Below are 6,876 nucleotides of genomic sequence, written 5' to 3'. Positions count from 1 at the left end.
CGCCCAAAAGAACACGGGTTGGATCCAGCAGGAGTTTTATACTGCAAAGGATTATCCTGTCATAACTGAAGTACAGGCACGCCCGGATGTAGAGCGGAAGGGCCCTGCCGGATGGGCTAATTTTGCGGGCGGCAACCAGGTGTATGAACTGGCCATGTCTCAAGGATATGTTATATGGCTGAATGATATGCATGGTAAGCCTAAAGCGGAGAGGGTATTTAATCAGAATGGTTCAGAAATTTCTTCTACCGTTTATTATTATAAATCTGATGCGCTGGATGCAGGAAAGCAGAAATTAAATAACACGGTAACTACTGTAGACGAAAAGGGAACCCTTAACCCCGCAGAAGTGATCGGCCGGGAAATTGAGCTGGTGGCGGATATGCGTGAACAGGAAACCAGTGATATGGGAACCTCCATACAGTTGGGGGTTGATGTAATCCCTATGTTTTTTATTGGGGCGCTACCTATTCCGCACTGGCCCCGTAAGGATAACGACAGCTATAAATTATTCAGATCTGCTTCCGTACTTAAAACCGTGCAGCAAACAGGCATATTGGAGAAGGTGGTAAAAACAGTGAATGGTTCCACCATCACTTCAGCCAACCTGGTATTTGACCGTAATACGGGGCAGCCGGTGGTAACCAGCACCAATAATGAGTTTGACGACCCGGTGTATTCCGTAAATATGCCAGCTTACTGGGGTTACGGAAAAATGGCCGGCGCTTATAAAAACGTGAATGCCATATTTAAAAATTTAACTACTGATGCAAATGGATTGATAGGTGCCACGTATGCATCTTATCTTACAGGAGGGGATGAGTTGATAGACTTGTCGTCGCCCGGTAAAAGGTATTGGGTGATCAGCAGCCCCACCAGCAGTGATCCGGTGAACCGTATACGGTTGATTGACGATGCGGGTAACCTGGTAAGGAGCGTGAGCCGTGATGTGAAAATATACCGTTCTGGTTACAGGAACCAGCTGGGCGCAACGGCCGGCACAGTAGTGAGTTTGAAGAATCCATTGGCTGGCGGTAAGCTGGCAGTTCTTGCCAATGCGGATAATACTTCTTACAAAGTAATAGATGCAAAGGCGGTATTATATGAAGAAGAATGGGGAGCGAAGATGTGTATTACCTGTCCGCCGGGATATATTCCCAGTGCAGATAGTACCAAATGCCAGTTAATGTCGGTGTTGAGCCCTAATGATACGTTGAATGTGGTTGACGTTCCAAATAACGTGAGTATCTATTATGGCATAGATGGAGTGACTTTCAAAAAATCGGATAATACAACTGTAACAAAGAAAAGCGCTTTTTGGGGTGGCGCTTGTCCTGATGGCGGGGGATCTTTTTTTGCGGCAAAGGCTAGTATGGCAGCTCCGGATACGGCTAAAATAACTACTGCTCCGGGAGGGGGTGATACCGCTGTATACGCGAGAACATTGGCTGCTACTTCGGTCTGTGGCAGGTTGGAGGAAACGGGTGTATGGCTGAATAAATCTCAGCTGGTAACAGATGTATGGATGGGACTGGAAACCTGCTTTACGGCGGCAAATTCAGGAACATATGCGCTGGGCTATGGTGCGGACAACCAGATGAGACTCTATATAGATGAGGCACTGAAAGTGGTTACACCAAGTGCAGGGGGAGGAGATGTCGCCAGTTACCAAAGCTGGACCGTAATAGCACTTCCGCTTACAGCCGGTTCCCATAAGATCCGCATTGAGTTTTATAATGCGCCGGGTGGGGCCACCGGTAACCCTGGCTCAGTTGGAGCAGAGATATACAACACAACCGTGGATGCGCTCAGCGCAATGACAGATGCACAGGCAGGAGTGGTCGCTAAATCGTTCTCTACGGAAACACTTCCAAATAACCCCCGGGTGAACACCTACGTCCTGGATGCCAGCGGCAACCGCAGAATATCCAGGTATTCCTGCATCCAGGATCTTTGCACCTATCCATTCGTATGCGCTACACAACCTCTTGCCGGTACCGTAAATCCTTACCTGGCAGGTATATTGGGTAACTGGCGAGTATCTGAAGAGAAAACCTATGAAGTGAACCGTACAGACCACCAGATCTTTGCCAATAAAGGCGGTGGACTTAACCTGCGTAGCAGCGGTTACTACAATACCTTTAAATCTTTCTGGTATTATGATATTACTGCCGGCAAATGGGGGCCTGTTCCTTCCAACCTTAACTGGGTTACCAGCCGATATGTAACCCTGTACGATCAATATGGGCAGGAAATGGAGAATAAAGATGCATTGCTCCGGTATAGCAGCGCCTCCTTTGGTTACAGGGGGGCAGTGCCTGTGGCTGTTGCTGCGAACGCCATGAAAAGAGAGGTGTTTTACGATGGCTTCGAGGACTATAAGTACAGCGGAATTTGCGGAGCTTCGTCTTGTAGCACAGATAGTTTCAACATTCGCACTGCATTAGGAACCAGTTCAATTACCAATCTTAAATCTGATGATGCGCACTCTGGTAATTATAGCCTTAAATTGACCAATACCGTTGTACTGAAAGCAACTGTTCATTCATTGGAACATAAGCCGGGCACTGGCACTTACCTGGATAAGGATGCTTTCGGCCAATACCTGGTGAAGCTTACCAAAGGTTTATATCCACAAGGATTCCAGCCATTGCCGTCAAAGAAATATGTTTTCTCTGCCTGGGTAAAGGATGGCAGCACCGGGCTTACAAACCCTGCTTTCACACCAACGGTTAACGGCGCCGCTATTGTACTGAAAGTAAAAGCCGCCGTAGAAGGATGGAAGTTGGTGGAAGGCGAAATAAATGTAGCCAGCAGCGCAACTTCCATACAGGTGGTACTGCCAGCATCTGCATCGGCTGCGGTAGATGACATCCGCATCTTCCCATACGATGCCACTATCAAAACATATGCTTACGATGAAAAAACACTGCGCCTGATGGCGGAAATGGATGAGAACAACTTTGCCACTTTCTATGAATATGATGACGAGGGAACATTGATCCGGGTGAAGAAAGAAACAGATCTTGGTATCATGACCCTTAAAGAAAGCCGCTCAGTGTTTCGTAAAAAAAGCTAATTAATAATATTAAACGGATCAGATTCCCTACATATGAAAAAGTTTATCTGGATATTAAAATTCGTTTTACCGGTATTGATACCCGGGGCTGTTATCATCTCCTTTGCCGGAGTGCCAGGGTGGATGAAACCTGTTATGCACAGGCAACCGGCAGCTCCTGCGCCTGAAGAAAATGTGCTGCACAGTATGAAGGATGAAAGCGCGTTAAAGCAGCTCATTGGCGTATATGCGCATATGGATTCCTGCCAGGAGTTTTATACGGCAGGTACTATGTCGGCCAAAGACCCGTCGGATAGCAGCTCCAATCTTAATACAGTCTATAGTTTCTGCCGCCGTGGAAATGAATTCTACTACCAGGCAAGCGATGTGGAAACCATTGCGCTCAAAGATATTTACATCAGCATAAGCAAAAATACAAGGAAGATCTTCGTGGGCCCGGCAAGGAAAGTACTGCCTCCGTTCCAGATGCCTGCGGATAGTCTTGTGCAGATATGGAGAGCGGAGAACTATCAGATCTCCGAAGATATTTCCTCCGGGAAAGCCACTGTAAGCATGCTGAACAACAGGCATATTTCCTGTAAGGAATACCGCTTTGAATATGATCCTGCGGTTATGGCGCTGAAAGGTATGTATATGCGGCTGACCAATCTCCGGGATCCGCTTAACGACCAGATGGACAAGGAAGTGAGGATCACGGTAGACAGGTGGCAGGAAGGCGCCATTCCACAAAAGCTGCTGCAAAAGGAAACGTACCTGCAGAAAAGTGACGGAGGCTGGGAGCCTGCCGGCGCCTATGCCGGTTACACCCTGATCAGTTTATTTTAGTGTTAACCCTATTTAATGTTGAATATGCACTTATTCAAATACTTTACCAGATCATCTGCCATTATACTGATCACCTTCCTGCTGGTATTCGCTGCTACAGGAAAGGTGCGGGCAGCAATAGAACCCTATCAGCAGAAAATTCAGGGCGCCCTGAAAAAGGGAGATACGCTGGTAGTAAAAGATGAAAAGTTCGAGAACCCCGCGTATAACTGGGACGCGATCCATAATAATTCCGTGCTGAACATGATTGTTTTTAAACTGAACAATGATGACCTCGCCGCAATTAATAAACCGTTTTCCTGCAAAACGGATCTTAAAGTGGAATACTGGAGCCAGCCCGGACAGGAGGAGCCTATTACTATTGAACATGTAAAGCTCACCATCAACTATGATACTGCCACAGGCGCGGTATACCAACAGATGGCGCAGTACGACTTCAGTAACGCCTACAAGATAAAGGTAACAGTGAATGATATCAGCAGCGACGAGCTTAGTGAGTTACCTGCCATCTTTACACTGGAGGGGCATGTGATTGTAAACAGGGATTATTTGCCACAAAGTGGTAAAGAACTGATCCCGATGGTAGATATTGAAGAAGATCAGCCGGAGGAGATGCAGGGGCGTAGCATGATGAGCGCCATGACCACGGTTACGCCAACGGCCAATTCCGTGAAAGTTAACTGGGACCTGATACCTGGCGCTCAGAAATATGATCTTGAATGGACTTTTGTAGATGAAGACTCGGATAACGGCGCTATCCTGGCGCAAGCTGGCACGGGTGCTACCCCGCAGATACTGATGCCTATGTTCCGTAATAATGCTACACGCATTACCGTAGCGGGTACAGAGTATACCATTTCCCTGGTACATAATAATAAGTACCTGCTGATCCGCATGCGTACGGTAGATGAAAGCGCAGGCTACCGCAACGAAGGGGCCTGGAGCTACCAGATTTCATCCGGTGGCGTTGTTTCCCCTGCTGTGATTGTGTTGCCCACTACCTGGCATCAACCGGGGTTAAACTGGCAATATGATGCTACCTATGCTGAAGAGGGAAAGAAAAAAGAAGTGGTGAATTATTTTGATGGAACGCTTCGCAACAGGCAAACGGTAACCGTCAATAACAGCGATAAGTTAGCGGTAGTGCAGGAAAATGTTTACGACCAGTATGGCAGGCCCGTGGCGAATATTTTACCGGCGCCAACGAATTCCTCCATTTTGAATTATTACCCCAAATTTAACCAGAATGCTGCGAATGCTTCTTATACGGGAGTGAATGCATTAAAGAACCTTACGGGAGCATGCGTGGGAGTACCTGATCCTTTAAAAACAGTATCCGGTGCTGCCAACTATTATTCTACGGCCAACAGTTTTCTGGCTACAGATGCCCAGGCGAAATATATTCCTGATGCAGAAGGATACCCGCTGGCAGTAACCTCCTATACGCCTGACAACACCGGCCGTATTGCCGTAAAGGGAGGCGTAGGGCTTACCATGCAGCCTACTACCAACGTGGCCACCAATCATACTACCCGTTACTATTATGGTAAACCTGAACAGTGGGAGCTCGATCGCCTGTTTGGCAATGATGCCGGTTATGCAGATCATTATCTGAAGAACATGGTCATTGATCCGAATGGACAGATCAGCATATCCTACCAGAATGCCGCCGGCAAAACGGTGGCCACTGCGCTTACGGGAAGCACGCCGGATACCTCATTGCTGGCGTTGCCCTCGAAGCCTGCTGCCATTAAGAAGAATATTGTATTACTGCAGCCGGAGCGTTTTGTATTTGATCCGGGCACGCTGAAACTTACGGCTACTACCACCTACCTGGCGTCTGTACCGGATCCTGCTGCATCGTTTACTTTCAGTATGGAGCGGTTGATTAAGAAGTATACGCAGGGTAGTGTAACAATTTGCAGTAACTGCTATTATGATGTAAAGGTTATTGTAAACGATGATTGCAATAACCGGGTACTGAATATTGCGAATGTAAAGAGGGGAAGCGCATTGTCTGATTGCAGCCTCACTTCTTCCAGCGACACCACTTTTACGGTGCCGCTTAACAAAATAGGCGAGTACTATATTACGTTTGAACTGGCGCTTAACCCGAATGTAATTGAATATTACACCAACGATTTCATTGCGCGCAATACCAACCTGAAAACACAGTTCCAGTTTGCCATGGAGCAACTTAAAAGGGAAGATTTTGCGGGATGTTTTTCGGAATGTACTACCTGTCGTGAGATGCTGGGAACCAAGCCGGCTTTCACCACTGCATTGAAGGTAAGGATCAGCCAGAATGGTATTGATACGGTAGCCAACCTGGCGGCCATCAATACCTGGGCGGGAGGATTGTATGATGCGTTATACAGCAATTGTCAGACGTTGCGCACTACTTGCCTGGCGTCTCCCTGCAGCAAATTGGAGAATATACTTTTGAATGATGTAAGCCCTGGCGGCCAATACGCCTTGTTTGCCAATGGTGTTGCGCAGGAGGCTAACATAAATGTGATTGCTAATAAATGGAGGGAGGCATTTCCAGTGCGGCAACCGGGAAATACGGATTATGAAGCTGAGAAGTTCCAGTTGCAGGATGGTTCTTATACATCCCCCTACGATGAAGCATTTACACTGGGAATGTTGGTGAACTACTGGAAACCTGAATGGGCGCAAAAGTTCCTGACCTATCACCCGGAAAAATGTGCGCTTGATTTTTGCATCGCGATGAATGCGGATAAGTCGTGGGACCAGCGGGTAGAAAAAATCTACAACACAACCGCAGATATCCCGCAGATTAAGGCAGGCCTTGCATATGATATTAACAACGGTTCCTGGTTGCTGGCAGCAGATCCTTTCTTTGCCACTACCGGCGCCGGCAAGAATTATTATACGGCGTTTAAAGCTGACCTGGATAATTATACAGCAAACGTGCTGCATATCTCCGGTTCAGGGTTGAATAATAAAAA

Annotated in this window: 3 protein-coding genes; all 3 read left to right on the top strand. The window is 47.3% G+C overall.

Going from position 1 to position 6,876, the window contains the following annotated elements; translation table 11 throughout:
- The coding region (locus VIM72_RS18880; RefSeq protein WP_332004379.1) for a hypothetical protein at window positions 1-3,079 on the top strand (3,079 nt) is incomplete at its 5' end.
- Between the two features lie 33 nt (window positions 3,080-3,112).
- Complete coding sequence (locus tag VIM72_RS18875) at window positions 3,113-3,904, top strand: hypothetical protein (protein WP_332004378.1); 792 nt, start codon at window positions 3,113-3,115, stop codon at window positions 3,902-3,904.
- Between the two features lie 24 nt (window positions 3,905-3,928).
- Window positions 3,929-6,876 (top strand): DUF6443 domain-containing protein (locus tag VIM72_RS18870; RefSeq protein ID WP_332004377.1); only part of this gene is annotated, 2,948 nt, incomplete at its 3' end.

The organism is Chitinophaga sp. (assembly GCF_036569185.1).
In the GTDB taxonomy this organism is placed as follows: Bacteria; Bacteroidota; Bacteroidia; order Chitinophagales; family Chitinophagaceae; genus Chitinophaga.
Note: the sequence above shows the minus strand (reverse complement) of the source record. Positions and strands in the feature narration are given on the sequence as shown.

Bases quoted from the DNA above. Each gene is read 5' to 3' on its own strand.
- VIM72_RS18875 (WP_332004378.1), top strand. From the start codon at position 3,113: ATGAAAAAGTTTATCTGGATATTAAAATTCGTTTTACCGGTATTGATA.